This window comes from Paraburkholderia sp. BR14320 (assembly GCF_040948665.1).
In the GTDB taxonomy this organism is placed as follows: Bacteria; Pseudomonadota; Gammaproteobacteria; order Burkholderiales; family Burkholderiaceae; genus Paraburkholderia; species Paraburkholderia youngii.
In genome coordinates, this window is record NZ_JBFPKG010000153.1 from 1 (window position 1) to 2,577 (window position 2,577).

Consider the following 2,577-nt stretch of genomic DNA (forward strand, 5'->3'; position numbering starts at 1 on the left):
ACGGTGCTCGCCGCAACTTCCCCCTCCCATTTGCTTAATTGCTCCGATTTCTTCGGCCTCGTTCGCGCAGTGCCCGTCATTAATCCTGTCACGCGCGAGCTTCATTCTGGTCCAGCTGCGACCTCCGCTCATCCAGATTGCCGCCTCTTGGTTGGCGGGCCCATCAGGAAAAGTTTTGTAGCCGGTTTCTTTAACCACTCTGCTGGCGATTCCCATGGCTTCGAAAATATTTTTCGAGACGGGAATTCGCTTGGGGGCAGGGGAACCTATCACCGCATTGAGACGGGAATCTTGGATGTCTGAAAGCGACGCATACTCTTGCACGACTGAGGAGCGCGAGGAACTGGATATGTTGAGAGGCACGTTACGACTCCGATATTGAGATGAGCACTATATGAGCACCATGCTACAAAACTGGTGTTGGCATTGGCTCTAATGGCGAAATTGCAACAACCCTAGCGAACCTCCGACGCTTAACGGCTTTGTCCGGATGGGGGTATTGCAAAGATGCTGCGGGTTGTGTAAAAGCGCAACTTCATGAAGCCACCATTGAATAATGCCTTATAAATCCAGACTATTGATCCGGCAATAAAATGTTGAAATCAAGCCGCATAACGGACAGGATCATGCTGGAAGTATCGCCGGATGCGTTCGGGTTGCTTCTGCACAACCCAGTAATGGTGCGCGGTGGGCTTGACCAGTTGCAGCCTGGTACGCGTTGGCGCCCGCCGTGTGACGCTTTGCTTGAGGTCGGCGTTGGCCATCTCGTTGGGATTGAGCTCAGGGCTGTAGCTGGGCAGAACACCTCGATCGGCACTGTCAGGTCGCTGGAGATGTGACGGTAAAATGAAGTGATGAAGAAAAGAAAATCGCTTTATCACGGCCACCGTTTCCCTGCTATTGTCATCAGTTGCGCCGTTCGCTGGTACTTGCGGTTCAGCCTGAGCCTGCGCGACATCGAGGAGTTGTTGCTTGAGCGTGGCGTTGTGGTCACATATGAAACGATCCGTTGCTGGTGCGACAAGTTCGGCGCTGGATTCGCTCAGCGCGCCAAAGCGGTGCGGCCCAAGCCCGGCAGCACCTGGCATTTAGATGAGGTATTCGTGACGCTGCGCGGTGAGCCGTATCTCCTGTGGCGCGCGGTCGACGAGCATGGCGCCGAACTCGACGTGCTGGTGCAAAAGCGTCGCGACAAGGCCGCGGCAAAGCGCTTCTTCCGGCGGGGTGCTACGTTCAAACCCGGTGCCGCGCAAGATCGCCACCGACCAGCTGCGCAGTTATCCGGCGGCGAAGGCTGATATCCCTGAGCTTGCTCAGGTAAAGCACGTTTTCGTCAAAGCGGCCGCACGCGCGAACAACCGCGCCGAGAACAGCCACCAGCCGACCCGTAGGCGGGAATGCCAGATGTGCGGGTTTCGCGAGGCGCATCGCACGCAGGCTTTTCTTTCGTGCTTCGGCCCGATCCGTCAGCACTTCGCGCTATCAAGACATCAGATGAACGCCGCTCGTCATCGCGCCATCCTCAAAGAACGTCTCGCAACATGGCATGGCTGGACCGCCTCAGACCCGGTTGAGACGGTTGACTGACAAGGATAACTATGCATGTGCCGAGACATTGACCTATAGTACCCAACTTGACAACGCCCTTTCAGCTTACCCATTGGCTCGTGCTCGTCAAAATCCCGGGCGTAACAGACCAGCGCATCCAAATTGCACCACTACCGGTTCGCGAGCCCCGCGCAATCAGCGGGCGGCTCGCTCCATTCCCGCGGCTTCCGATGCGGCTAGCTGACTTTCGCCGTCCATAGCCTTTTGTAGAAGCTGACGGCTGTTTTGCGACACATTCAGCGCCATCTGGAATAGCTGCGACATCTGATTGTTGTGCGACTGGACATCCTGAGGCGACATTTGCGGCGGACCTTCCGGCATGCCGGAAGGCGAATGTGCGGGAGGCGGCTGACGGCCGGCGGCCGGCGGACCGCGCACGCGGCGACGGTCCACCCGCCTTCAGGCCGTCGAGCACTCCAGCGTTTTGACTTGCCGTGGGGGCGCCGAAGGGCCGCCGGACCGGGGATTTTGGCTCGTGCGCGGCGGCGTCGGTGTCAACAGGTGCAGCGGGGCCAATATGATAGTCACCAGGAAGTGGCATGTGTGCTCCTTAAAGCGTGGACGGTCCAGCGTGCAAGCGGCGCGCACCTGGAGTTGTTTGAAAGCAGTGAAGCCCGGTCTGACGACGCTAGCATGCGCCACGGGCGCAACGCCCGCAAAGGCGAAGATGTTTCGTCACGAGCGAAGATGAACACACGCTTCGCAGTTCCATCGAGCGATTCGCGTTGGCGTTTAAGAGTTTAAGGAGCCGTCCTCGCGTGCCGATAACACCGTGCTTCGCACGCGGCGCGCCGCCTTCGCGCCCGGCATGTGCGCATTTTTACGGATGCCTATGATCATCCGGCTTTGTTCAGCAGGGTCCTTGCGCGGCGACCGTGGGTCCGGTAGAAAGAGCCCAGTGATCTATCCGACAGGCGAGCTTTCATGCCTTACAAGGCAAGACTGAAAACGGGTGGGCCGCGCAAGCGG

The 2,577-nt window shown here is 58.4% G+C and carries 1 protein-coding gene and 2 pseudogenes; 1 reads left to right on the forward strand and 2 read right to left on the reverse strand.

Features of this window, described 5'->3' with window-relative positions; genetic code table 11:
- On the reverse strand, positions 1–363 hold a 363-nt coding region (locus tag AB3X89_RS39330; protein WP_368587953.1), incomplete at its 3' end, for a hypothetical protein.
- Between the two features lie 239 nt (positions 364–602).
- A pseudogene (locus tag AB3X89_RS39335) lies at positions 603–800 on the reverse strand (IS630 family transposase); the annotation flags it as partial.
- A 54-nt stretch (positions 801–854) separates the two neighbouring features.
- Here AB3X89_RS39335 and AB3X89_RS39340 point away from each other — a divergent pair.
- A pseudogene (locus AB3X89_RS39340) lies at positions 855–1,587 on the forward strand (IS6 family transposase).
- The last annotated feature ends 990 nt before the right edge of the window (positions 1,588–2,577 follow it).